This window comes from Nocardioides sp. P4_G4 (assembly GCF_056401085.1).
Genome location: NZ_JBFUKA010000017.1, coordinates 15017 through 37967, shown reverse-complemented (window position 1 = coordinate 37967; position 22951 = coordinate 15017). Strand labels below are relative to the sequence as shown.

22 protein-coding genes are annotated in these 22951 nt (G+C 71.7%); 16 read left to right on the top strand and 6 right to left on the bottom strand.

The genetic code is table 11. The features are described from left to right. Positions 1-39 precede the first annotated feature (39 nt). From AC1DQF_RS05925 to AC1DQF_RS05910, 4 genes are read left to right on the top strand one after another with little or no spacing between them, the layout of a single operon-like run. Positions 40-510: an NfeD family protein gene (locus AC1DQF_RS05925; protein WP_477524285.1), complete on the top strand. Its 471-nt coding sequence runs from the start codon at positions 40-42 to the stop codon at positions 508-510. A 5-nt stretch (positions 511-515) separates the two neighbouring features. Further along, complete coding sequence (locus AC1DQF_RS05920) at positions 516-1463, top strand: SPFH domain-containing protein (RefSeq protein ID WP_477524284.1); 948 nt, start codon at positions 516-518, stop codon at positions 1461-1463. Positions 1464-1503: 40 nt separating this feature from the next. Further along, the gene (locus AC1DQF_RS05915; RefSeq protein ID WP_477524283.1) at positions 1504-2238 is read left to right on the top strand and encodes a mycothiol-dependent nitroreductase Rv2466c family protein; all 735 of its coding nucleotides are present in this window, start codon (positions 1504-1506) and stop codon (positions 2236-2238) included. Between the two features lie 22 nt (positions 2239-2260). Beyond that, the gene (locus AC1DQF_RS05910; RefSeq protein WP_477524282.1) at positions 2261-2752 is read left to right on the top strand and encodes an SRPBCC family protein; all 492 of its coding nucleotides are present in this window, start codon (positions 2261-2263) and stop codon (positions 2750-2752) included. Positions 2753-2809: 57 nt separating this feature from the next. Here AC1DQF_RS05910 and AC1DQF_RS05905 read toward each other — a convergent pair whose 3' ends face one another. Both AC1DQF_RS05905 and AC1DQF_RS05900 read right to left on the bottom strand, forming a co-directional pair. Further along, a complete protein-coding gene (locus AC1DQF_RS05905; protein WP_477524281.1) occupies positions 2810-4810 on the bottom strand; it encodes an oxidoreductase in 2001 nt (666 codons plus the stop codon). After that, positions 4807-5394, bottom strand: coding sequence for a PadR family transcriptional regulator (locus AC1DQF_RS05900; protein WP_477524280.1), 588 nt, complete (start codon positions 5392-5394; stop codon positions 4807-4809). Before AC1DQF_RS05900 ends, AC1DQF_RS05905 begins: the two co-directional genes overlap by 4 nt. Before the next feature lie 85 nt (positions 5395-5479). Here AC1DQF_RS05900 and AC1DQF_RS05895 point away from each other — a divergent pair, with 85 nt between their 5' ends. Genes AC1DQF_RS05895 through AC1DQF_RS05885 form a run of 3 tightly spaced genes read left to right on the top strand, consistent with a single transcriptional unit; the run spans position 5480 to position 8857 of the window. Then, positions 5480-6628 carry a CaiB/BaiF CoA transferase family protein gene (locus tag AC1DQF_RS05895; protein ID WP_477524279.1) on the top strand — a complete coding sequence of 383 codons (1149 nt, stop codon included), beginning with the start codon at positions 5480-5482 and terminating at the stop codon, positions 6626-6628. 4 nt (positions 6629-6632) lie between these two features. Beyond that, positions 6633-7367, top strand: coding sequence for a glutamine amidotransferase (locus AC1DQF_RS05890; RefSeq protein ID WP_477524278.1), 735 nt, complete (start codon positions 6633-6635; stop codon positions 7365-7367). Positions 7368-7411: 44 nt separating this feature from the next. Further along, on the top strand, positions 7412-8857 hold the full coding sequence (locus AC1DQF_RS05885; RefSeq protein ID WP_477524277.1) for a flavin-containing monooxygenase: 1446 nt from the start codon (positions 7412-7414) through the stop codon (positions 8855-8857). Between the two features lie 144 nt (positions 8858-9001). Here AC1DQF_RS05885 and AC1DQF_RS05880 read toward each other — a convergent pair whose 3' ends face one another. Further along, positions 9002-10093 carry an ABC transporter ATP-binding protein gene (locus AC1DQF_RS05880; RefSeq protein ID WP_477524276.1) on the bottom strand — a complete coding sequence of 364 codons (1092 nt, stop codon included), beginning with the start codon at positions 10091-10093 and terminating at the stop codon, positions 9002-9004. Positions 10094-10352: 259 nt separating this feature from the next. Here AC1DQF_RS05880 and AC1DQF_RS05875 point away from each other — a divergent pair, with 259 nt between their 5' ends. The 7 genes from AC1DQF_RS05875 (at position 10353) to AC1DQF_RS05845 (ending at position 18769) form a co-directional block, all read left to right on the top strand. Then, positions 10353-11636, top strand: a complete 1284-nt coding sequence (locus AC1DQF_RS05875; RefSeq protein WP_477524275.1) for an ABC transporter substrate-binding protein — start codon at positions 10353-10355, stop codon at positions 11634-11636. Positions 11637-11798: 162 nt separating this feature from the next. Beyond that, positions 11799-12683 carry a carbohydrate ABC transporter permease gene (locus AC1DQF_RS05870; RefSeq protein ID WP_477524274.1) on the top strand — a complete coding sequence of 295 codons (885 nt, stop codon included), beginning with the start codon at positions 11799-11801 and terminating at the stop codon, positions 12681-12683. After that, positions 12680-13498 (top strand): carbohydrate ABC transporter permease, encoded by an 819-nt coding sequence (locus AC1DQF_RS05865; protein WP_477524273.1) that lies wholly within the window; start codon positions 12680-12682, stop codon positions 13496-13498. The genes AC1DQF_RS05870 and AC1DQF_RS05865 overlap by 4 nt, the downstream gene beginning before the upstream one ends. After that, positions 13495-15000, top strand: a complete 1506-nt coding sequence (locus AC1DQF_RS05860; protein ID WP_477524272.1) for a GH1 family beta-glucosidase — start codon at positions 13495-13497, stop codon at positions 14998-15000. Before AC1DQF_RS05865 ends, AC1DQF_RS05860 begins: the two co-directional genes overlap by 4 nt. A gap of 5 nt (positions 15001-15005) precedes the next feature. Next, entirely contained in the window at positions 15006-16040 is a 1035-nt protein-coding gene (locus AC1DQF_RS05855; RefSeq protein WP_477524271.1) for a LacI family DNA-binding transcriptional regulator, read from the top strand. 346 nt (positions 16041-16386) lie between these two features. Beyond that, entirely contained in the window at positions 16387-17910 is a 1524-nt protein-coding gene (locus tag AC1DQF_RS05850; RefSeq protein ID WP_477524270.1) for a DEAD/DEAH box helicase, read from the top strand. Between the two features lie 172 nt (positions 17911-18082). Then, positions 18083-18769, top strand: a complete 687-nt coding sequence (locus tag AC1DQF_RS05845; RefSeq protein WP_477524269.1) for a lysostaphin resistance A-like protein — start codon at positions 18083-18085, stop codon at positions 18767-18769. 4 nt (positions 18770-18773) lie between these two features. Here the strand turns inward: AC1DQF_RS05845 and AC1DQF_RS05840 are convergent, their stop codons facing one another. Further along, positions 18774-19673 carry an NAD(P)H-binding protein gene (locus AC1DQF_RS05840; protein ID WP_477524268.1) on the bottom strand — a complete coding sequence of 300 codons (900 nt, stop codon included), beginning with the start codon at positions 19671-19673 and terminating at the stop codon, positions 18774-18776. Positions 19674-19761: 88 nt separating this feature from the next. Here AC1DQF_RS05840 and AC1DQF_RS05835 point away from each other — a divergent pair, with 88 nt between their 5' ends. Next, the gene (locus AC1DQF_RS05835) at positions 19762-20268 is read left to right on the top strand and encodes a VOC family protein (RefSeq protein ID WP_477524267.1); all 507 of its coding nucleotides are present in this window, start codon (positions 19762-19764) and stop codon (positions 20266-20268) included. After that, positions 20265-20897 carry an alpha/beta hydrolase gene (locus AC1DQF_RS05830; protein WP_477524266.1) on the top strand — a complete coding sequence of 211 codons (633 nt, stop codon included), beginning with the start codon at positions 20265-20267 and terminating at the stop codon, positions 20895-20897. Before AC1DQF_RS05835 ends, AC1DQF_RS05830 begins: the two co-directional genes overlap by 4 nt. On the opposite strand, the gene AC1DQF_RS05825 is transcribed toward AC1DQF_RS05830, so the two are convergent. Both AC1DQF_RS05825 and AC1DQF_RS05820 read right to left on the bottom strand, forming a co-directional pair. Then, entirely contained in the window at positions 20890-22206 is a 1317-nt protein-coding gene (locus tag AC1DQF_RS05825; RefSeq protein ID WP_477524265.1) for a cation:proton antiporter, read from the bottom strand. The two genes, AC1DQF_RS05830 and AC1DQF_RS05825, sit on opposite strands and share 8 nt — an antisense overlap. Positions 22207-22303: 97 nt before the next feature. Next, positions 22304-22942 carry a helix-turn-helix domain-containing protein gene (locus tag AC1DQF_RS05820; protein ID WP_477524264.1) on the bottom strand — a complete coding sequence of 213 codons (639 nt, stop codon included), beginning with the start codon at positions 22940-22942 and terminating at the stop codon, positions 22304-22306. Between the last annotated feature and the right edge of the window lie 9 nt (positions 22943-22951).

The following is a 22951-nucleotide window of genomic DNA, read 5'->3' as shown; positions in this document are numbered from 1 at the left end:
GGTCCCACGGCAGTACCATGGGGACCACATCCTTCTCGGATGGACGAGGTCATGTGGTCGTACTTCTGGCTGATAGCCGCTGTGGTCCTCGGCGTGGTGGAGATCCTCACGCTGACGCTGGCGTTCGGCCTGCTGGCGGGTGCCGCACTCGTCGCCGCGGTGGCGGCCGGCCTCGGGGCGTCGGTCCCCGTCCAGCTCCTCGCCTTCGCCGTCACGGGCGGGGTGGCGCTCCTGGCGGTCCGCCCGATCGCGAAGCGGCACCTGGCCCTGCCGCCGCCGTCGCTCGACGGCAGTGACGCACTGGTCGGCCAGTCGGCGCTGGTCACCCGTGAGGTCAGTGCCACCGGCGGGCTGGTGCACCTCTCCGGGGAGGACTGGTCGGCCCGGTCGTACGACGAGGACCTGGTGATCCCGGCCGGTGTGCGGGTCGACGTCTTCGGGATCGACGGYGCCACCGCGCTGGTGCACCCGCGTGAGCCCCTGCCCGACCCCCGACCCCGAGAGGCGTGATCGCGATGGAGCTGTGGGTCCCGATCGCCGTCCTGGCCGTGCTGGTGGCCCTGCTGGTGGCCTCGGCCATCCGGATCGTGCCGCAGGCCCGGCGCTACAACATCGAGCGGTTCGGCCGCTACCAGAGGACCCTCCAGCCGGGGCTGAACCTGATCATCCCGCTGGTCGACCGGGTCAACACCAAGCTCGACGTCCGCGAGCACGTCTACTCCTCGGAACCGAAGCCCGTGATCACCGAGGACAACCTGGTGGTCGCCATCGACACCGTCCTCTACTACCAGATCACCGACCCGCGGGCGGCGGCGTACGGGGTCACCAACTACCTGCAGGCGATCGACCAGCTCACCGTCACCACCCTGCGCAACCTGATCGGGTCGATGGACCTCGAGAGCACCCTCACCTCCCGCGAGACCATCAACGTCCGGCTGCGCGAGGTGCTGGACGAGGCCACCGGCAAGTGGGGGATCCGGGTCAACCGGGTGGAGATCAAGGCCATCGACCCGCCCCACAGCATCAAGGAGGCGATGGAGAAGCAGATGCGGGCCGAGCGGGACAAGCGGGCGGTCATCCTCCAGGCCGAGGGGCACCGGCAGTCCCTGATCCTCACCGCGGAGGGCACCCGCACCAAGCTCATCCTCGAGGCGGAGGGCCACCAGCAGGCGAGGGTGCTCGAGGCCGACGGCGAGGCGAGGGCGCTGGAGCGCGTCTTCCAAGCGGTCCACGACAACGACGCCGACCCCCAGGTGCTGGCCTACAAGTACCTCGAGATGCTTCCCCACCTCGCCGAGCACGGCAACGGCTACTTCGTGATCCCGGGCGAGCTCAGCGAGGCGATGCGGACCGTGACGTCGGCCTTCACCGCCCAGCAGCGTGCCGAGCGTGCGGCACCGGAGGCGGAGGTCGAGCCGTCGGTCGAGGCCCCGCAGGTGCCGCCCCACACCCTGGGGGCCTGACGCGGCGAGCGCGACCACGGTGCCGACCTAGGGTGAACACATGGCCGACATCAACTTCTACTTCGACCCCGTCTGCCCGTTCGCCTGGATGACCAGCAAGTGGGTCCGGCAGGTGCAGGCGCAGCGCGACTACACCGTGGAGTGGCGGTTCATCTCGTTGCGGATGATCAACGCGGCGGTCGACTACGACGCGCACTTCCCGCCCGAGTACGAAGCCGGCCACACCGCCGGGCTCCGCCTCCTCCGGGTGGCCGCCCGGGCACGCGCGGAGCACGGCCGCGAGTCCCTCGCACCGTTGTACGCCGCGTTCGGGGCGCACATGTTCGACACCGCTCCGGACCCGGACGACCACCGCAGCGAGGGCGAGGTGCGCGAACGCCGGGGGACGCGCGCGTTCGTGGAGCCGATCCTCGTCGAGGCGGGCCTGCCACCTGAGCTGGCCGAGGCCCTCGACGACGAGTCCTGGGACGACGAGATCCGGCGGGAGACGGACGAGGCGCTCGCGCTGACGGGCAAGGACGTGGGCACGCCCATCATCCACTTCGAGCCCCCCGCCGGCGTCGCCTTCTTCGGACCGGTGATCAGCCGGCTGCCGCGCGAGGACGAGGCGGCCGACCTGTGGGACCACGTGATCGGGCTGGCCCGCTTCCCCGGTTTCGCCGAGCTCAAGCGGAGCCTGCGCGAGCGGCCACAGCTGGCCGCGCTYGGGGTCGACGCCGACGCGGTAGGTCAGCAGGAGGACTGGCGCGGCGGTAGCCGACGCGTGAAGAAGTGACCCGGTGCGCGAGAGTGGACGCATGACTGAGACGAGCACCCGCCGCCACCAGGAGTCCGTCCGGGTCGAGGCATCGGCCGACACCCTCTACGCCCTGGTCTCCGACATCACCCGCACCGGCGAGTGGAGCCCGGTCTGCGTTGCGTGCTGGTGGGACGACCAGGCCGAGGCCGGTCAGGTCGGTGCGTGGTTCACCGGCCGCAACGAGCTCCCGCACCGGACCTGGGAGACGCGGTCGGAAGTGGTGGCGGCCGAGCCCGGTCGGGAGTTCGCGTGGGTGGTGGGCGGGCGCTACGTCCGGTGGGGCTTCACCCTCGACGCGGCGGACGACGGGACGATCCTGACCGAGTCGTGGGAGTTCCTCCCGGCCGGGATCGCCATGTTCGAGGAGAAGTTCGGCGACGGCGCGCAGGACCAGATCGCCGACCGCACCCAGCAGGCCCTCGACGGCATCCCGACGACGCTCGACGCCATCAAGCGGATCGCCGAGTCCGTCGCCGCGGGTGAGTCGTGACCGGGACCTTCGGGGTCGGGGCCTTCGGGGTCGGCCGAGGTCTCCCGGCACCGGGTCTCAGAGCGCGGCGACGACCTCCGTGCCCTGCTTGATGGCCCGCTTGGCGTCGAGCTCGGCGGCGACGTCGGCACCACCGATGAGGTGGATGCTCGGGTGGTCCAGGACGTCGTACAGGTCGCGCACGGACTCCTGGCCGGCGCAGATGACGACGTGGTCGACGTCGAGCACGCGCGGGGTGCCGTCGACGGTGACGTGCAGGCCGGCGTCGTCGATGCGGTCGTAGGTCGCGCCGATGACCTGGGTGACGCCCGACTGCTTGAGCACCGCGCGGTGCGCCCAGCCCGACGTCTTGCCGAGGCCGATGCCGATCGGGGTGGCCTTGCGCTGGACGAGGGTGACCTCGCGCAGCGGCGTACGCGGCTTGGGAGAGGTCAGGCCGCCGGGGTGCAGGGTCGGGTCGCCGACGCCCCAGTGGGCGTACCAGTCCTCGACGGTGTCGCTCGGGTCGTGGGCGAGGAAGTGGCTCACGTCCACGCCGATGCCGCCGGCACCGATCACGGCCACGCGCGTGCCGACGGTCACCGAGCCGTCGAGCACCTCGGCGTACGACACGGCCTTGGGGTGCTCGATGCCCTCGATGACGGGGATGCGCGGGACGACCCCGCTGGCGACGACGACGTGGTCGTACGCCGCGAGGTCGGCCGCCGTGGCCTCCGTCGAGGTGCGCACGTCCACGCCGAGCACCTCGAGGCGACGGGTGAAGTAGCGCAGCGTGTCGGCGAAGTCCTCCTTGCCGGGGACCTGCATGGCCAGACGGAACTGGCCGCCCAGCTCGGCGTGCTTCTCGAAGAGGGTGGTGGAGAAGCCACGCTCGGCGGCGTTGACCGCGGCGGCCAGGCCGGCCGGGCCGGCACCCACGACGGCGACGGTCGCCGGGCGACGCGTCGGCATCAGCACCAGCTCGGTCTCGTGGCAGGCGCGCGGGTTGACCAGGCAGGGCGCGCGCTGGTTGCTGAACGTGTGGTCGAGGCAGGCCTGGTTGCAGGCGATGCAGGTGTTGATCTCGTCGGCGCGGTCGTCGAGCGCCTTGGCGACGAAGGCCGGGTCGGCCAGGAACGGGCGGGCCATCGAGACCATGTCGGCCTGTCCGGAGGCGATGATCTCCTCGCCCAGCTCGGGGGTGTTGATCCGGTTGGACGCGCACACCGGGACCGTCGCGACCTCGGTCAGGCGCGCGGTGACGCCCGCCCACGCAGCCCGCGGGACCTGGGTGATGATCGTGGGCACCCGCGCCTCGTGCCAGCCGATGCCGGTGTTGAAGACGGTGACGCCGGCCTCCTCGAGCAGCCCGGCGAGCTCGACGACCTCGTCCCACGTCTGGCCGCCCTCGACCAGGTCGAGCAGCGAGATCCGGTACATGATCGGGAAGCCCTCGCCGACGGCCTCGCGCGTGCGCTGCACGATCTCGACGGGGAAGCGCATCCGGTCGGTCGCGCTGCCGCCCCAGCGGTCGGTGCGGTCGTTGGTGCGCGCGGCCAGGAACTGGTTGATCAGGTAGCCCTCGGAGCCCATGATCTCGACGCCGTCGTAGCCCGCCTTCTGAGCCAGCCGGGCGGCGTTGGCGAAGTCCGAGACCGTCTTGTCGACACCCTTGGTCGACAGCGCCCGCGGGCTGAAGGGCGTGATGGGCGACTTGGTGGTCGAGGCGCCGACGGAGAACGGGTGGTAGCCGTAGCGACCCGCGTGCAGGATCTGCATGGCGATCGCGCCGCCCGCCTCGTGCACCGCGCCGGTCACGCGCTGGTGCCGGATCGCCTGGAGCCGCGTCGTCATCTCGGAGGCGAACGGCTTGAGCCAGCCGCGCTTGTTGGGCGCGTAGCCGCCGGTCACGATCAGCCCGGCGCCGCCTCGGGCGCGCTCGGCGAAGTACGCCGCCAGCTTGTCGATGTCCCACGGGTAGTCCTCGAGGCCGGTGTGCATCGAGCCCATGACCACGCGGTTGCGCAGGGTCAGGTCGCCCAGGGTGATCGGCTGGAGGAGGTGGGGGTAGGACGTCATCGGAGTGCCTCTTCTTCGGTGGTTGAGGTGCGAGCGGAGCCAGCCTCGAAACCAGTGGCCCCGGAACCGTGCGCGTCGAGGTAGTCGGTCAGCCAGGCGATCCAGAACTCCTCGAGCCGGATCCCGCCGCGCAGGACGAGGAGCTGGTCGAGCTGGTGGCCGGTCGCGTCGGCCGGAAAGGCGTGCTCCATCTGGCGGTAGTGCGCCAGCCGGGTCTCGTGGTCGGCGCGCGCCTCGGCGACGTGGCCCAGCAGCGTCGCGCGGTCGCCGTACGACGCCCCGCGCAGCTTGACGGCCAGCTCGCTGCGGAAGGGCTCGGTGCCCACCGGCTCGGCGAGCCAGTCGGCGAGCACCTGACGGCCGGCGGCCGAGACGGCGTACACCTTCTTGTCCGGTCGGCCGGTCTGGGGGACGGTGTGGGCGGTGACCCAGCCGTCGCCCTCCATGCGGGCGAGGACGCGGTAGATCTGCTGGTGGGTGGCGTGCCAGAAGAAGCCGATCGACTTCTCGAAGCGCCGCGCGAGCTCGAGGCCGGCCGCGGGCTGCTCGCGCAGGGCGACGAGGAGCGCGTGTTCGAGGGCCACGGGGGGATCGTGGCAGACCTATGCAACGAGTTGCAACCCGGTGTGACGCGCACGACGCTGACACCAGTTCTGTCATGATCGGCAGATGAGCGAGACACTCGGGCAGGGGACCGGCCCGCTGCGCGGCGTCAGGGTCGTGGAGATCGCCGGCATCGGCCCCGGGCCGCACGCCTGCATGATCCTGGCCGACCTCGGCGCCGACGTGATCCGCGTCGAGCGGGCCGGCGGCGACATGTTCGGCGCGGGCCGCAAGGACGTGCTGACCCGCGGCCGGCCGAGCGTCGCCCTGGACCTCAAGCACCCCGACGCGGTGGCCACGGTCCTCGACCTCGTCGAGCGGGCCGACGTGCTGGTCGAGGGGATGCGCCCCGGCGCCATCGAGCGCCTCGGGCTGGGCCCGGACGACTGCTGGGCGCGCAACCCGGCCCTCGTCTACGGCCGGATGACCGGGTGGGGGCAGGACGGTCCGTGGAGCCGCGCGGCCGGCCACGACATGAACTACGTCGCCATCACCGGCGCCCTCCACGGCCTCGGCCAGGACCCGGCCCGCCCGCACTTCCCGACCAACCTGGTCGGCGACTTCGGCGGCGGCTCGACGTACCTCGTCATCGGCGTCCTCGCCGCGCTGCTCGAGGCCCGCACCAGCGGGCGCGGGCAGGTCGTCGACGCGGCGATCGTGGACGGCACCGCCCACCTCAACGCGATGGCGTGGACCTTCGCGGCGCTGGGGCTGGACAGCGGCAAGCGCCGCTCCGGCCTGCTCGACGGGGGGACGCCCTACTACGACCTCTACGAGACCGCCGACGGTGAGCACATGAGCGTCGGCCCGCTGGAGCCGCAGTTCTACGCCGAGCTGGTGCGCCTGCTCGAGGTCGACCTGCCCGACCGCAACGATCCGGCCAACCACCCGGCGATCCGCGAGGCCCTCACGACCAGGTTCAAGGAGCGCACCCAGGCCGAGTGGAGCGACGTCTTCGACGGCACCGACGCCTGCGTGGCCCCCGTCGTGCCGCTCGCCGACGCTCCGCAGCACCCGCACCTGGCCGCCCGTGGCACCTTCGTCGAGCAGGAGGGGATCACCCAGCCGGCCCCCGCGCCGCGCTTCTCGCGCACCCCCGCGACCCTCGGGATGGCCCCCGGTGGGCCCGGCGCGCACACCCGCGAGGCACTCACCGCATGGGGCATCCAGGACGTCGACGCGCTGCTGGCCAGCGGCGCCGCGAGCCAGGCCTGAGCGCGTGCGCCCCTTCCTCTTCCTCGGCACCCGCGCGGAGGACGACGTCGCCCAGCAGGAGTACGACGCCGTCCTCGCCGGCTCAGGACTGCACCCCGACGAGCTGGTCCGCGTCCGTCTCGAGGCGGCGCCCCTCGGCTGGGTGGAGCTCGACGACTGGTCCGGGATCATCCTGGGCGGCGRACCCTTCAACGTCTCCGACCCCGACGAGGGCAAGTCGGCGGTGCAGCGCCGCGTCGAGGCCGAGCTGCGCGACCTCGCGGTCCGCGTCGTCCAGGCGGACTTCCCCTACCTCGGCGCCTGCTACGGCATCGGGGTGCTCGGCACGCTCTTCGGCGGGATCGTCGACCGGACGTACGGCGAGCCCATCGGCGCCCTGCCCGTCCGGCTGACCGCCGAGGGGGCCGAGGACCCGCTCTTCGGGATCCTGCCCGAGGTGTTCTCCGCCTACCTCGGCCACAAGGAGGCGGTGTCGCGGCTGCCCGAAGGCGCCGTGCTGCTCGCCTCGACCGACACCTGCCCGGTGCACGCCTTCCGGATCGGGCGCAACGTCTACGCCACCCAGTTCCACCCCGAGCTCGACGCCGTCGCCCTGTGCGACCGGGTCGACGCCTACAGCGCGCACGGCTACTACGAGCCGCACGAGCAGGAGTCCCTCAAGGCCGCCGCCCGCGAGGCGATGGTCACCGAGCCCGTGCGCCTGCTCGCCCGCTTCGTCGAGCTGCACGCCCGTCCCTGAAACCCCCCCGTCCGCCGTCCGACCCGTTCCGCCACAGGAGAGCCATGACCGACCACGTCGACGTACTCATCATCGGAGCCGGCCTGTCCGGGATCGGGGCCGCCGCCCAGCTCACCCGCGAGCACCCCGGCCGCTCGTACGCCGTGCTCGAGCGGCGCGCGGCCAGCGGCGGCACGTGGGACCTCTTCCGCTACCCGGGCATCCGCTCGGACTCCGACATGTTCACCCTCGGCTACCGCTTCAAGCCGTGGCGCGGCGACAAGGCGCTCGCCGACGGGCCGTCGATCCTCGCCTACGTGCGCGAGACCGCACGTGAGTACGGCATCGACGAGCACATCCGCTACGGGTACGACGCCCGCGCGGCGTCCTGGGACAGCGACACCGCGACGTGGACGGTCAGCGTCCAGCACGGCGACGGCGAGACCAGCGAGATCACCTGTCACTTCCTGTGGGCGACCACCGGCTACTACGACTACGAGCAGGGCTACCGCCCGTCGTTCCCCGGCGAGGAGTCCTTCTCCGGGCAGGTGTTCCACCCGCAGCACTGGCCCGAGGACATCGACTACACCGGGAAGAAGGTCGTGGTCATCGGCTCCGGGGCCACCGCGGTCACGCTCGTCCCCGCGCTGGCCGAGTCGGGCGCCGGCCACGTGATCATGCTGCAGCGCTCCCCGACGTACGTCCTCCCCCTGCCCGCGGAGGACAAGGTCGCGTTGCGGCTACGGAAGCTCCTGCCCGAGAAGGCGGCGTACGCCGCGACGCGGTGGAAGAACGTCGGCGTCTCGACCGGCCTCTTCCAGCTCAGCCAGCGCCGTCCCGCGATGATGCGCGGCGTCATCCGCAAGGCCAACACCAAGCTGCTGCCCGAGGGGTACGACGTCGACACCCACTTCAAGCCGTCGTACGACCCGTGGGACCAGCGGCTGTGCCTGGTGCCCGACGGCGACCTGTTCCGGGTGATCAAGGACGGCCGGGCCGAGGTGGTCACCGACACGATCTCGACCTTCACGCCCGCCGGTATCCGGCTGGCGTCGGGTCGCGAGCTCGAGGCCGACATCGTGGTGACTGCGACCGGTCTGCGGCTCAAGGCCTTCGGCGGGATGACCTTCGACGTCGACGGCACGCGCGTCGAGCTGCCCGGCACGATGGCCTACAAGGCGCTGATGCTCAGCGGGATCCCCAACTTCGCCTACACGGTCGGGTACACCAACGCGTCGTGGACGCTCAAGGCCGACCTGGTGGGGGAGTACGTCTGCCGGTTGCTGACCCACCTCGACGCGCGCGGGCTCCGCTCGGCGGTGCCCGTCCCGGACCCGTCGGTGGGGGAGGGGCCGTTCATGGACTTCGCCGCCGGCTACGTGCTGCGGGCCATCGACCAGCTGCCCAAGCAGGGTGACGTCGAGCCGTGGAAGCTCCGGCAGAACTACTTCCACGACATGCGGATGATCCGCCGCGGGCCGATCGACGACGGGGCACTGGCCTTCCGCTGACGGGCTCGAGCCGGCGGTGCGACACGCCGACGACACCCGGACTGTGTCGGCGAGTCTGTCACTGTCAGGCGGTTGCAACCCCCATCCAGTGACAAAGTCCCCGGCCGGGCGGGGACTTTGACAGACGGGTCAGACCCGCCACCCTCAGGCCGACAGCCGCTCGCCCGACGCCGTGTCGAAGACGTGCACGGCGAGCGGGTCGACGACGAGGGTGACCCGCTCGCCCTTGGCCAGGTCCGGCCGCCCCTCGAGGCGTACGACGGCCTGGCTGATCACGCCGGACAGCGACGGGTCGTCGGGGACTGCGTACAGGAAGGCGTCGGAGCCGAGCTCCTCCACGACCGTGACGGTCACGGCGAAGCCCTGCTCGGAGGGAGATCCCAGCCGCCACGCGTGCGGCCGGACCCCGAGCGTCACGTCTCCCGTGGCCCGCGCGGCGACGTCGCGGGCGAGCGGGATCCGCAGGTCGCCGACCCAGGCGTCGCCGTCGGAGAGCGTGGCGGGCAGCAGGTTCATCGCGGGGGAGCCGATGAAGCCGGCGACGAAGAGGTTGGCCGGCCGGTCGTAGAGGGCGAGCGGGGTGTCGACCTGTTGGAGCAGGCCGTCCTTGAGCACCGCCACCCGGTCGCCCATCGTCATCGCCTCGACCTGGTCGTGGGTGACGTAGACGGTGGTGACGCCGAGCCGCTGCTGCAGCGCGGCGATCTGGGTGCGGGTCGAGACCCGGAGCTTGGCGTCGAGGTTGGATAGCGGCTCGTCCATCAGGAAGACCTCGGGCTGGCGCACGATCGCGCGGCCCATCGCGACGCGCTGGCGCTGCCCGCCGGACAGTGCCTTCGGCTTGCGGTCGAGGTAGTCCTCGAGGTCGAGGATCCGCGCTGCCTCCCGGACCCGCTGGTCGCGCTCCTGCTTGCCCACCCGCGCGACCTTGAGCGCGAAGCCCATGTTGTCGGCGACGCTCATGTGCGGGTAGAGCGCGTAGTTCTGGAAGACCATCGCGATGTCGCGGTCCTTGGGCACGTCGTCGGTGACGTCGCGGTCCCCGATCATGATCGAGCCCTCGGTGCACTCCTCGAGGCCGGCCAGCATCCGCAGGGAGGTGGACTTGCCGCAGCCCGAAGGCCCGACCAGCACCATGAACTCGCCGTCCTCGATCTCGAGGTCGAGGCCCTCGACCGCGGGTCGCTCCGCCCCCGGATAGCGTCGTCCGGCCCCCATGAATCGCACCGATGCCATCGCCAGACGTCCCTTCGTCCACGTCCCGGCGCACGGTCGGCCTGGGAGTGACAGTCACGGTACGACGCCCGTGCCGCCGCGTCTAGTGGAAGCGCTCCCACACTTTGAAGAGGCGCTACTGCGGGGACCATTGACAGGAAGTGTGACCGATGTCATGGTGAGGCGCAGACCCGAATGGAAGCGCTCTCACACTTCCACGCCGGTCCATGACCCAGCCGGACGCCCGTCCGGCGTCCCGCAGGACGGCAGGAGCAGAGCAGTGGTGCACACACCGAACAGCCGGCGAGCGCGACTCGTCACCGGCGCCCTGATGGCGCTCACCCTCACGACGACCGCGGCCGCCTGCGGCGGCGACGACTCCGGCGACTCGAGCGCGGGGGAGCCCACGACGATCACCGTGGCGACGTTCAACGAGTTCGGCTACGAGGACCTCATCGACGAGTGGAACGCGGCCAACGACGACATCAAGATCAAGCAGGTCAAGGTCGGCACCTGGGACGACGCCAAGGCCAACCTCTACACCAAGCTGGCGGCCGGCTCGGGCCTGTCCGACATCGAGGCGATCGAGGGCGACGCGATGCCCGCGATCATGGCCGAGAGCGACGCCTTCGTCGACCTCACCGACGCCGAGCTCGACGGCCGCTGGCTGGACTGGAAGGCCGAGGCCGGCACCAACGCCGACGGGCAGATGATCGGCTACGGCACCGACGTGGGGCCCGAGGGCATCTGCTACCGCGCCGACCTGTTCAAGAAGGCCGGTCTCCCGACCGACCGGGACGAGGTCGCGGCCCTGATGGGGACGTGGGACGACTACTTCGCCACCGGTGACGAGTTCGTCAAGGCGATGCCCGGCACCGCGTGGTACGACTCCTCGGGCGGGCTCGCGCAGGCGATGCTCAACCAGGTCGCGAACCCCTTCGAGACCGACGAGGGGACCGTGGACGTCGAGAACCCCGACCTCGAGGCCGTCTACGCCACCGTCACCGACAACGTGGCGCGCGGGCTCTCCTCGAAGATCCCCCAGTGGAGCGACGACTGGACCGCGCAGTTCCAGGACGACGGCTTCGCCACGATGGCCTGCCCGGGCTGGATGATGGGCATCGTCGAGGGCAACTCCGAGGGCGTCGAGGGCTGGGACATCGCCAACGTCTTCCCCGGCGGTGGCGGCAACTGGGGCGGATCGTTCCTGACGGTCCCCGCGCAGGGCGACCACCCGGACGAGGCCACCGAGGTCGCCGCGTGGCTGACCGCCCCCGAGCAGCAGGCCAAGGCCTTCGCCGCCGTGGGGGCCTTCCCCAGCCAGGTCGAGGCCCAGGACTCTCCCGAGGTCAACGAGGCGGTGAACGCGTTCTTCAACGACGCGCCCATCGGTGAGATCACGGCCGACCGCGCCGCTGCCATCACGGTGCAGCCCTTCAAGGGTCCGAAGTACTCCGACATCCTGACGGCGTTCCAGGCGGCGATCCTCCGCGTCGACGACGGTTCGCAGGACCCCGACAAGTCCTGGGACCAGTTCCTGTCCGACGTCGACGCCCTGGGCTGACCGGTCCCGAGCACCACCACCACCGAACGGCGAGCCGTGAGCACTCACCTTCCCACCCGGGGTGGCGACACCGAGCAGGAGTCGTCACCCCGACCGGGCCACCCGACCCCCACACCCAGGCCGCGACCGCGGCCGTGGCGGCGGCGGTTCAGCCGTCTCGACATGACGCTCTCGCCGTACCTCTACATCGCCCCGTTCTTCGTGCTGTTCCTCCTCATCGGCATGTTCCCCCTGGGCTACACCGCCTGGGTGTCGGTGCACGACTGGAGCCTGCTGGGCGGCAAGGGGGACTTCGTCGGCCTCGACAACTACCGCGAGGTCCTCGAGAACCCCTACTTCACCAAGCAGCTGGTCAACACGATCAGCATCTTCCTCATCTCCTCGGTCCCCCAGATCCTGATCGCGCTCGTGCTGGCCGCGCTGCTCGACAACCAGCTGCGGGCCCGGACCCTGTGGCGGATGAGCATCCTGCTGCCGTTCGTGGTCTCCCCCGTGGCGGTCGCGATCATCTTCGGCAGCCTGTACGGCGACCGCTACGGGCTCGTCAACCAGGTGCTGGGCCTGGTGGGTGTCGACCCCGTCGCGTGGCACACGAACCGGTTCGCCAGCCACGTCGCCATCGCCACGATGGTCAACTGGCGCTGGACCGGCTACAACGCGCTGATCTTCCTGGCCGCGATGCAGGCGGTGCCGCGCGACCTCTACGAGTCGGCCGCGATCGACGGGGCCGGACGCGTGCGCCAGTTCGCCTCGATCACCGTGCCGATGATCAGGCCCACGATGGTCTTCGTCATCATCACCTCGACGATCGGGGGGCTGCAGATCTTCGCCGAGCCCCGCCTCTTCGACGACACCATGGCCCGCAACGGCGGCAGCGACCGTCAGTTCGGCACCATCACGATGCTGATCTACGACTTCGGGTGGCAGCTGCGCGACCTCGGGCGAGCGTCGGCCACGGCGTGGCTGCTGTTCCTGGTGATCTGCGTCTTCGCGGTCGTCAACTTCGTGCTCATCCGTCGCGTCGGAGCCAAGGGAGGCGAACGATGAGCCGCCGTCCCGGCTTCCTCGTCTACGGCCTGCTGCTCGCCTTCCTGTTCGGCTCGGCCGCCCCGCTCTACTGGTCCYTCCTGCTGGGCTCGCAGACMAAGGAGGTCGCCGCCCAGGGCATCCCGCCGCTCCTCCCGGGGGGCCACTTCGTCGACAACGCCCGGCGGGCCATGGACTCCATCCCGTTCTGGACGTCGCTGGTCAACAGCCTGATGGTCTCGACCGTGACCGCGTGCTCGGTGGTGTTCTTCTGCACCCTGGCGGGCTACGCCTTCGCGAAGCTGCGCTTCCGGGGCAACGGGCTGCTGATGGTCGGTGTCATCGCGACGATGGCGGTCCCCACCCAGCTCGGCGTGGTCCCGCTGTTCATCCTGATGTCCAAGCTGGGGTGGGCCGGCAGCATCTGGTCGGTCGTCATCCCCTGGCTGGTCACCGCCTTCGGCGTCTTCTTCATGCGGCAGTACCTCGTCGACGCCGTTCCGGACGAGCTGATCGAGGCGGCTCGGATGGACGGGTGCTCCCAGATCCGCACCTTCTGGACGGTCGCCGTCCCGGCGGCGCGGCCCGCCGCAGCGATCCTGTGGCTCTTCACCTTCATGCAGGTGTGGACCGACTTCTTCTGGCCGTTGATCGCGCTGCCACCGGACAACCCCACCGTCCAGGTGGCGCTCAACCAGCTCCAGAGCGGGTACTTCAAGGACTTCAGCATGGTCCTCGCCGGGACCACCCTGGCCACCATCCCGCTCCTCGTCCTCTTCGTCGTCRCCGGCCGCCAGCTGGTCGCCGGAATCATGCAAGGAGCAGTCAAGGGATGACCGTCCAGCAGAGGCTCGGGACCGCCGAGCACACCACCAGTACGCCCGACCCCGACGCGCGCTTCCCCGAGGGGTTCGTGTGGGGGGTGGCCACGGCGTCGTACCAGATCGAGGGGGCGGTGGCCGAGGACGGACGCACCGCGTCCATCTGGGACACCTTCTCCCACACCCCGGGTGCGGTGATGAACGCGCACACCGGCGACGTCGCCTGCGACCACTACCACCGGATGCCGCAGGACGTGGCCCTGCTGCGCGAGCTCGAGGTGGCGTCGTACCGGTTCTCGGTCGCGTGGCCCCGGGTGCGCCCGGACGGCGGACCGGTCAACCGCGCCGGGCTCGCCTTCTACGACCGCCTCGTCGACGAGCTGCTCGCCCAGGACGTCGCGCCGTGGCTGACGCTCTACCACTGGGACCTCCCGCAGGCCCTCGAGGACGCGGGCGGCTGGACCAGCCGCGACACCGCCCACCGCTTCGCCGACTACGCGCTGTCCGTGCACGACGTCCTCGGCGACCGGGTGCCCACCTGGACGACCCTCAACGAGCCGTTCTGCTCCTCCCTCCTCGGCTACGCCGCAGGACACCATGCCCCCGGGCGGCAGGAGGGCGTCGCTGGCCTGGTCTCCGCGCACCACCTGCTGCTCGGGCACGGTCTCGTCGTCGACGAGCTGAGACGTCGCGCCGACGCCTCGGGCGACGACATCCGGCTGGGGCTGAGCCTCAACCTGACCGTGCCGGACCCGTTCGACCCGAGCGACCCGGCCGACGTGGACGCCGCGCGGCGCATCGACGCGCTGCACAACCGGCTCTTCCTCGACCCGGTCCTGCGCGGTTCCTACCCCGCGGACCTGTTCGCCGACACCGCGCACCTCGACTGGCAGGGCGGGCATTGGCGCGACGTCGTACGGGACGGGGACCTGGCGCTGATCTCCTCGCCGATCGACGTGCTGGGCGTGAACTACTACCACGGCAACGCCGTCTCGGGTCACCCTCACACCGACGTCGTGGGCGTCGGGAGCGACCAGCCGGACCGGGTGCCGCTGTCGCCGTTCGTGGGCTCAGAGCACGTGACGTTCCCGAGTCGCGGGCTGCCCGTCACCGACATGGGGTGGGAGGTGCAGCCCGACGGCCTGTACCGCCTGCTGCGCCGTCTCCACGTGGACTACCCGCGGCTGCCGATCTACCTCACCGAGACCGGGGCGGCGTACGCCGACGTCCCCGACGCCGACGGCGAGGTGCGTGACCCGGACCGCATCGAGTTCCTCGACTCCTACCTGCGCGCGGTGCACCGCGCGATCGGCGAGGGGGTCGACGTGCGCGGGTTCTTCCAGTGGTCCTTCATGGACAACTTCGAGTGGGCCTACGGCTACGCGAAGCGCTTCGGGCTGGTCCACGTCGACTACGAGACGCAGCGGCGGACGCCGAAGGCCAGTGCCCGCTGGTACGCCGAGGTCGCGCGGTCGGGAGGCCTGCCCGTGCCGGGACCGCCGGGCCCACTAGCGTGAGCAGGGTGAACGGAACGAGGAGGGACGGCGCGTCCGCCTCGCCCACCCTCGACGAGGTCGCCCGGGTCGCGGGCGTCTCCCGCGCGACCGCCTCCCGCGCGATCAACGGTGGGCAGCGGGTGAGCCCGCGCGCGCAGTCCTCGGTCGACGCAGMGGTCCGGTCGCTGGGCTACGTACCCAACCCGGCGGCGCGCAGCCTGGTCACGCGGCGTACCGACTCCATCGCCGTCGTCGTCCCCGAGCCCGACGACCGGGTCTTCTCCGACCCGTTCTTCGCCGGCACCCTGCGGGGCGTGACGCGGGTCCTCGGCGACCGCGACATGCAGCTCGTGCTGCTGCTCGCCCGCCCGGGTGCGTCGACCGCGCGCACGCTGCGCTACCTCACCAACCGGCACGTCGACGGTGCGCTCGTGGTCTCCCACCACCGCGACGACGGTCTCGCCGAGCAGCTCACCCGCATCGACCTGCCCTGCGTCTTCGGCGGCCGGCCCTGGTCGGCGGGCGACCGGGTCGCCTACGTCGACGTCGACAACACCGCCGGCGAGCGGATGGCCACCGAGGTGCTCGTCGAGCGCGGCTGCCGTCGCATCGGCACCATCGCGGGACCCGCCGACATGACCGCGGCCGAGGACCGGCTCGCGGGGTGGCGACTGGCGATGGCCGCGGCCGGCATGGCCGACGACGCCGTCGTGCACGGCGACTTCACCGAGGCCGGTGGCCAGCACGCCGCCGAGGAGCTGATGGGCAGGCACCCGGACCTCGACGGCATCGTCGTCGCCTCCGACCTGATGGCCTCCGGCGCCCTCAAGGTGCTCTCCGCCCTCGGCCGGCGCGTGCCTGACGACGTCGCCGTGGTCGGGTACGACGACCTCGGCGTCGCCGAGCGCACCACCCCGCCGCTGACCACCGTGCGCCAGCCGGTCGAGGAGATGGCCGAGCGCGCCACCCGGCTGCTGCTCGAGCAGGTCGACGGGCACACCGGCGGCCACGCCATGCGGGTGATCATCCCGCCGCTCCTCGTGCGCCGCGACAGTACCTGACGCTGCGGTCGTGCGCCGGGCGTTCACCAACTGGCGGCGGCCGACAGGCGCCCGACCGCGCGGGTCGTCGTACGCCGCCAGTTGCCGAAGCTCCGGGGCAGACCCGACCCGGCGGGCCTCCAGCACCACGCCGGAACGTGACCCCCGACACCCCACAGACCCCACGATTCACAGGAACACCCACGCCACCGATAGCGTTCAACCCACGCATCCCGTCAAGTCTTGCAACGGGTGCACGGATCGTGACTCACGCAGTCGGTCGATCCGCCCCTCACTTCTGAGGACGTATGCCGCCCGACACGGGCCGGCCCACGATTGGCGAGACGCCAACCGAAAGATTCCCCCCATGAACTTCGCCGACCTCGGCGTGCCCTCCTCGTTGATCTCGATCCTCGAGAAGCAAGGCATCACCACCCCCACTCCCATCCAGGCCGCGACGCTGCCCGACAGCCTCGCCGGCCGCGACGTCCTCGGCCGTGGCCGCACCGGCTCCGGCAAGACATTCGCGTTCGTGCTGCCGCTGATCGCCCGCCTCGACGCCTCCAAGATGCCGGCCATGCCGCGCAAGCCGCGCGCGCTGATCCTGGCCCCGACCCGCGAGCTGGTCGGCCAGATCCACGCCGCCCTCAAGCCGATGGCCGACGCCACCGGCCTGTCCACAGTCGTCATCTACGGCGGCGTCGGCCAGGGCCCCCAGACCACCGCGCTGAAGAAGGGCGTCGACATCGTCATCGCCTGCCCCGGCCGCCTCGAGGACCTCATGGGTCAGGGGTACGCCGACCTGTCCGCGGTCGAGACCACGATCCTCGACGAGGCCGACCACATGGCCGACCTCGGATTCCTGCCCGGCGTCCGCCGGATCATGGACAAGACGCCGCGCACCGGACAGCGCCTGCTGTTCTCCGCCACGCTCGACAAGGCGATCGACGTCCTGGTCAAGCGCTTCCTCACCAACCCGGTCACCCACGAGGCCGACTCGGCGCAGTCGCCGGTCTCCACGATGTCGCACCACGTGCTGCACGTGTCCCGCGACCAGCGCGTGCCCGTGCTCGTCGACCTGACCAGCGCGCCCGGTCGCACGGTCGTCTTCACGCGCACCAAGCACGGCGCCAAGGCCCTGGCCCGCCAGCTCAACAAGTCCGGCGTCCCGTCGGTCGACCTGCACGGCAACCTGTCGCAGAACGCGCGCACGCGCAACATGGAGATGTTCCACTCCGGCAAGGCCACCACGCTGGTCGCCACCGACATCGCCGCGCGCGGCATCCACGTCGACGACGTGGCGCTCGTGGTCCACGCCGACCCGCCCACCGAGCACAAGGCCTACCTGCACCGCTCGGGCCGTACGGCGCGTGCCGGCGCCGAGGGCACCGTCATCACGCTGATGACCGACGACCAGGTCCGCGACGTGCGCGACCTGACCCGCCTCGCGGGCATCAAGGCCACCACGACCAAGGTCCACGGCCCCGACCACCCGATGCTGGTCCAGCTCGCCCCGGGCGAGCGCAGCACCCCCGGCGGTCTCGTCGTCGAGACCCCCTCCTCCGGTGGTGGCTCCTCGACCGGTGCCAACGCACAGCGCAAGCGGGCCCGCAGCAACGGCCAGACCAACGGCCAGTCGCGCCGGGGCAACCCGACCGGCGGCTCGTCCGAGGGTCGCTCCGGCGGCCAGTCCTCGGGTGGTGGCCAGGGTGGCAACGGCGGCGGTCAGCGTCGTCGCTCCGGCGGTGGCCAGGGCGGCGGCCAGGGCGGCGGCCAGGGCGGTCAGTCCCGCGGTCGCAGCGGCGGTGGCCAGGGCCAGCGTCGCGGCGGCTCCTCCAGCGGCGGCAGCACCCGCGTCCACAGCTCCTCCTCGTTCAGTGCTGGTCGCTGAGCCTCTGCTCCGCCGGCTCAGTGCTGGTCGCTGAGCCTCTGCTCCGCCGGCTCAGTGCTGGTCGCTGAGACGTGGGCTCCGCCGGCTCCGTGCTGGTCGCTGAGCTTCGGCGGCTCCGGCTCACTGCTGGTCGCTGAGCGAGCCGCTTCGCCCGTTCTCTAGGCTCGGGTCCGTGTACGACTGGCTGCGAAGCTCCCTGTGGGACGTGGTGCCGCGCGACCAGCGCGACACCGCGGCCGCACTGCGTCGACGCCAGGTCGTCACGGTCGCCGTCGTCCTCCTCGGCGCTGGTGTCCTCGGCTACTCGCTGAGGATCGAGCCGGGGAGCCCCACGTTCTACGTCTCCACCATGGTGCTGGCCGGGGTGTGGGTGGTCGGCGCGTTCGCGTCGGGCCGCCTGCACCTCGGTCGCATCACGCGTGGGGAGGCGACCCTGCGACCGGTGGTGGCGCCGCTCGCCATCGGTCTCGTGCTGGTGGCGGTCTTCGTCGTCGGCTCGCTGGTGGTGCGCCAGATCCCCCCGCTGGCCGACTACGTCAGCTCGGTCCTGGAGTACGCCGACCAGGGCTCGGTGCCCGTACTGGTCGTCATCACGCTCATCAACGGCATCGCCGAGGAGCTCTTCTTCCGCGGGGCGGCGTACGCCGCGATCCCGCGTCACCCGGTGGCCTGGACGACGCTCGCCTACTTCGTGGCGACGCTCGCGACCGGCAACGTGATGCTCGCCTTCGCAGCGATCCTCATCGGCCTCGTGTGCGGCCTCCAGCGCCGTGCCAGCGGCGGGGTGCTCGCGCCGATCATCACGCACGTCACCTGGTCGCTGTCGATGCTGCTGGTGCTGCCGCTCTTCTTCGGCTGACGCCTCAGCTGCCGGAGGCCGCCGCGCGCTCCTCGAGCGCGCGGCGTACGGACTCCTCGTAGCTCAACGGCTCGCCCGGTACGACGTCGCGGATCGAGGTGTCGGTCACGACCACCTCGGTCGACATCGAGTCGATGAGGTTGCGGCCCGTGGTCGCGTCGACGTCGGTGACCAGCGCGAGCCAGTACGACGACAGCCGCGGCGTCAGCACGGGGACGGGGACGACGGGGATCTTGCGCCCGTTGATGAGCTCGGCGGCGACCTTCATCATGTCGAGGTAGGTCAGCTGCTCGGTGCCGCCGATCTCGAAGACCCGTCCGAAGGCCTCCTGCTTGTCGACCACGCCCGCGAGGTAGCGGATGACGTCGTCGAGGGCGATCGGCTGGGTGCGCGTGCCGACCCACTTGGGCACGATCATGGCCGGGAGGTTCTTGACGAGCTGGCGGGTGATCTCCCATGAGATGCCGCCGTGGCCGACCACGATCGCGGCGCGCAGCACCGTGACCGCTACGCCGTCCTGGCCCAGGAGGCCCTCGACCTCGCGGCGCGAGCGCAGGTGCGTGGACAGGGTGCCGTCGTCGGCGCCGAGCCCGCCCATGTAGACGATCTGGCGCAGGCCCGCGGCCGCGGCGGCCTTGCTGAAGTTGCGGGCCGCCTCCGCGTCCTTGCGCTCGAAGTCGGGGTCGTCGAGCGAGTGCACGAGGTAGATCGCGACGTCGACGCCGTCGAGCGCCTCGGCCAGCGACTCCGGGTCCATCACGTCGGCGCCGACCGGCTCCCCGGCGCCGTCGTACTGCTCCGGGCGTCGGGTCATGGCGCGCACGGTGTGCCCGTCGTCGACGAGGGCGGGGACGAGGCGGCGGCCGATGAAGCCGGTGGCCCCGGTGACCAGGACGGTGCTCATGCGCCCAGCCTTGCAGACGGGCGTAGGAATGCTCGGACTGGAAGTTAGTTCAACCTTCAATTACAGTGGTGACAACGAAGGAGCACCCATGTCCATCCCCGCAGTCCGGCTCAACCACGCCGTCCTCTTCGTCGCCGACCTCGAGCGGTCGATCGACTTCTACACCTCCGTGTTCGGGATGGAGGTCGCCGCCCGCGAGCCCCGCGCCCGCGCCGCCTTCCTGCGACTCACCCACGGCGACAACCACCACGACCTGGGTCTGTTCGGCATCGGGGCCGACCAGGTCAAGCGGCCCGGTATCGGGCTCTACCACCTGGCGTGGCAGGTCGACACGATCGAGCAGCTCGGGCAAGCGCGCCTGACCCTGGCCGACGCCGACGCCCTCACCGGGGAGTCGAGCCACGGCGCCACCAAGAGCGTCTACGGCAAGGACCCCGACGGCAACGAGTTCGAGGTCATGTGGATGCTGCCCCGCGCGGAGTGGGGACGCTACGAGCACGAGGCGCCGGTCGAGCGCCTGGACCTGGCCGCCGAGGTCGACAGCTGGTCCGGCGTCCGGACCGCCGGGCGCATCGTGGTGGACGAGCCCCGATGACCCTGTTCGACGCACCGGTCGTCGCCTGGGCCGCCGGGGCCGACGACCCCGCGCGGCCGCTCGTCGTGCTGCTGCACGGTCGCGGATCGCACGAGCAGGACATCGTCGGTCTCGCCGCACACCTGCCCGAGGGGCCGTCGTACGTCGCCGTGCGCGCGCCGATCGCCGAGGGTGGCGGCTACGCGTGGTTCGCCAACCGCGGGATCGGCCGACCGGTGCCCGAGAGCCTGGCCGCGACGACCTCGTGGTTCCGTGCGTGGCTCGACGACGTCGCCCCGCCCGACCGGCCGGTGGTGCTGGTGGGCTTCAGCGGAGGCGCCGCCTTCGCCGGCGGGCTGCTGCTCGGCGATCCGTCGCGCTTCGCGGGCACGGCGATCCTCCACGGCACGCTGCCCTTCGAGGACGCGGGAATGGACGTCGGGGACGGCCGGCTGTCGGGTCGCCCCGTCCTGGTCGTCCACGGCGAGCAGGACCGTGTCATCCCCGCCGAGCTGCAGGCCCGCACGTGGTCGTGGCTGCACGACGGGTCGGGCGCGGACGTGACCGACCGGCGCGACCCGGGCGGCCACGGCCTGAGCGAGGCGACGGTGACCGAGCTCGGCGACTGGATGGCTGCACTCGTCAGGTGACGGTCGTGCCGCGGCGCGCGTCCAGGCGCGCCATGGCCGGCGTGGCCGTGACGCCGTGGAGCAGGACCGAGACGATGACCGTGAAGGCGACCGTGGACCACAGCCACGCCTCGTGCGGCACGTCCTCGTGGCTGGTCGCGTAGGCCAGGTAGTACAGCGAGCCGACGCCGCGGACGCCGAAGAAGGCCACGGCCATCCGCTCGCCGGGGTCGAGCCCGCCGTCGAGCCGCTGGTCGCGGGCGAGCAGGGACAGGGCGGCGTACCCGGCGAGGGGCCGCACCACCAGCACGAGCGAGACGGCCACGAGGACCCCGCGCCAGTCGAGGTGGTCGAGGAGGCCGCGCGTCATGGCCATGCCCAGGACGAGCAGGACCATCAGGGTCATCAGGCGCTCGAGCCGCTCGACCACGCCGTGCATCGCGCGCTGGTAGGAGTGCCCGCGCTCGGAGGCCCGCAGCCGCATCGCGCAGGTGAAGACCGCGAGGAAGCCGTAGCCGCCGACCAGCTCCGCGGCGCCGTACGCCGCCAGCAGGGCGGCCAGCGCCAGCAGCGGCTCGCCGTGGTCGGCCAGGCGGAGCTTGTCGCTGCGGGCCCGGAACGCCTGGCGGCCCAGCAGCCAACCGGCGGCCAGGCCAACGGCGACGCCGAGCACGATCTTGCCGGCGACGTACCAGCCGATCCAGGCGCCCGCGTCGAGCAGCGTGAAGCCGCCGGCCAGCAGGAGCAGGGCCAGGTGCACGAACGGGAACGCGAGCCCGTCGTTGAGCCCCGCCTCGGCGGTGAGGGAGAAGCGGATGTCGTCGTCCTCGAGGGACTCCTCGTCACGACCGTCGCGGTCGATGTCGTCGGTCAACGGCTCGCCGACCTGGACGTCGGAGGCGAGCACGGGGTCGGTGGGGGCGAGGACGGCGCCCAGCAGCAGGGCCACGGCCGGCGCCAGCCCGGCCACCCACCAGCCCAGCACGCCGACGCCGAGGATGGTCAGCGGCATGGTGACCACCAGCAGTCGCCACACCGGCGACCAGGTGCGCCACGACTGCCAGGACCGCAGGTCCAGCGTGCGCTCGATGGCCAGGCCGACGCCCATCAGCGACACCAGCACGGTGAACTCGGTGACGTGGGTGACCAGCGTGCGGTGGTCCTGGGGGTCGAGGCTGACGCCGTCGGCCAGGGGCAGCAGCCCGATGAGCATGCCGACCGCGACCAGCACCATCGGCGGCGACACCGCGATGCGCCGGGTGACCTGGGGAAGGACGATCGCGAGGAGCAGGGACAGGCCGAGGAGGAGGTAGACCGCCGCCCCGGTCATCGGGCCCGCGGGCCGGGGATCGTCGGGTGGTTGAGCACGGAACCAGTCTCTCAGCCGACCCCGCGCGGTGTCGCTTCGTCGTCACCCCGGGGGGCGGTCAGGCGCCACCGGAGGGCCAGCGCGGCGGCCTGTTGTCGTACGCCGCGGCGGAGTCGTCCATCGCCTGCTCGTAGGCCGCGACGAGCCCGGCGACCGTGAGCGGCTTGAGCCGGTGCACCATCTCGCGCAGCTGCTCGGGGGTGCCGCCGGCGTCGCGGACGGGCGGCCAGACGAGGGTCCGGACGATCTCGGACAGCTCGGCGGCCACCTGCCGGCCGTGCTCGGCGTACACCTCCGCGACCGCGGCGGCGGCCTCCGGCGGCACGCCCAGGCCGGCCAACCCCTCGGCGACGTCCACGTGTCGCTCGCCGGTCACGGGCGCCAGCAGGGACAGGTGCAGCGCGATGTCGGAGGGCGTGGCGTCGGCGGGGATGCGCTCGACGTACTTCTCGATCGCGGCGAGCGTGAAGCCGTGGCCCTGCAGCTCGCGGACCAGCTCGAGCCGGGCGACGTGCTCGGAGGAGTAGTAGCCGGAGCGCCCGCGGCGGATCGGCGGCGGGACCAGGCCCCGGGAGGTGTAGAAGCGGACGTTGCGCACGCTGGTGCCGACCCGCTCGGTCAGCTCGTCGAGGGTCAGGAGCAGGGCGTCGTCGTCGTACGCCTCGTCGGGTGCTGGGTCGGCTACGGGGTCGGTCATCGTCGTCCC

Excerpts from the sequence above, each read along its gene's own strand:
- AC1DQF_RS05920 (WP_477524284.1), top strand. The coding sequence starts at position 516 with ATGGAGCTGTGGGTCCCGATCGCCGTCCTGGCCGTGCTGGTGGCCCTG.
- AC1DQF_RS05910 (WP_477524282.1), top strand. The coding sequence starts at position 2,261 with ATGACTGAGACGAGCACCCGCCGCCACCAGGAGTCCGTCCGGGTCGAG.
- AC1DQF_RS05905 (WP_477524281.1), bottom strand. The coding sequence starts at position 4,810 with ATGACGTCCTACCCCCACCTCCTCCAGCCGATCACCCTGGGCGACCTG.
- AC1DQF_RS05895 (WP_477524279.1), top strand. The coding sequence starts at position 5,480 with ATGAGCGAGACACTCGGGCAGGGGACCGGCCCGCTGCGCGGCGTCAGG.
- AC1DQF_RS05885 (WP_477524277.1), top strand. The coding sequence starts at position 7,412 with ATGACCGACCACGTCGACGTACTCATCATCGGAGCCGGCCTGTCCGGG.
- AC1DQF_RS05880 (WP_477524276.1), bottom strand. The coding sequence starts at position 10,093 with ATGGCATCGGTGCGATTCATGGGGGCCGGACGACGCTATCCGGGGGCG.
- AC1DQF_RS05870 (WP_477524274.1), top strand. The coding sequence starts at position 11,799 with ATGACGCTCTCGCCGTACCTCTACATCGCCCCGTTCTTCGTGCTGTTC.
- AC1DQF_RS05860 (WP_477524272.1), top strand. The coding sequence starts at position 13,495 with ATGACCGTCCAGCAGAGGCTCGGGACCGCCGAGCACACCACCAGTACG.
- AC1DQF_RS05850 (WP_477524270.1), top strand. The coding sequence starts at position 16,387 with ATGAACTTCGCCGACCTCGGCGTGCCCTCCTCGTTGATCTCGATCCTC.
- AC1DQF_RS05840 (WP_477524268.1), bottom strand. The coding sequence starts at position 19,673 with ATGAGCACCGTCCTGGTCACCGGGGCCACCGGCTTCATCGGCCGCCGC.
- AC1DQF_RS05835 (WP_477524267.1), top strand. The coding sequence starts at position 19,762 with ATGTCCATCCCCGCAGTCCGGCTCAACCACGCCGTCCTCTTCGTCGCC.
- AC1DQF_RS05830 (WP_477524266.1), top strand. The coding sequence starts at position 20,265 with ATGACCCTGTTCGACGCACCGGTCGTCGCCTGGGCCGCCGGGGCCGAC.
- AC1DQF_RS05825 (WP_477524265.1), bottom strand. The coding sequence starts at position 22,206 with ATGACCGGGGCGGCGGTCTACCTCCTCCTCGGCCTGTCCCTGCTCCTC.
- AC1DQF_RS05820 (WP_477524264.1), bottom strand. The coding sequence starts at position 22,942 with ATGACCGACCCCGTAGCCGACCCAGCACCCGACGAGGCGTACGACGAC.